This is a genomic window from Phaeodactylibacter luteus, assembly GCF_007993045.1.
In the GTDB taxonomy this organism is placed as follows: domain Bacteria; phylum Bacteroidota; class Bacteroidia; order Chitinophagales; family Saprospiraceae; genus Phaeodactylibacter; species Phaeodactylibacter luteus.
In genome coordinates this window covers 1-283 of the sequence record NZ_VOOR01000261.1, presented here as the reverse complement: position 1 = coordinate 283, position 283 = coordinate 1, and the positions used below count along the sequence as shown (strand labels likewise).

The 283-nt window shown below is 40.6% G+C and carries 1 pseudogene; it reads right to left on the bottom strand.

Annotated features, from left to right (window positions below):
• Window positions 1-19 precede the first annotated feature (19 nt).
• Window positions 20-283, bottom strand: a pseudogene (locus tag FRY97_RS22805) (hypothetical protein); the annotation flags it as partial.

Below are 283 nucleotides of genomic sequence, written 5' to 3'. Positions count from 1 at the left end.
TCAATAGTTCGGTAATTTTTTAAGCGGCAATCTTGCCGAAATTCAATAGCCTTTGCAAGGCAGATTTATTTTTTTCCAGTTCTGGGTCGATTTCGAAGTTGGATAAAAATAAATCCAGTATCAGTTCATTGAAATACGAGGTCTTTACGTTAGCTAAAGAAAATCCATTTCTTAGTTCTACATCCTGGTCCAGGTAGTGGGCGGCCTTGGCTACTCCAACCGCCGTCAAGGAGGTGTTGAAATGGAAATGCATCTTCTTTTCATCTCTGGATTGACAGTGAGC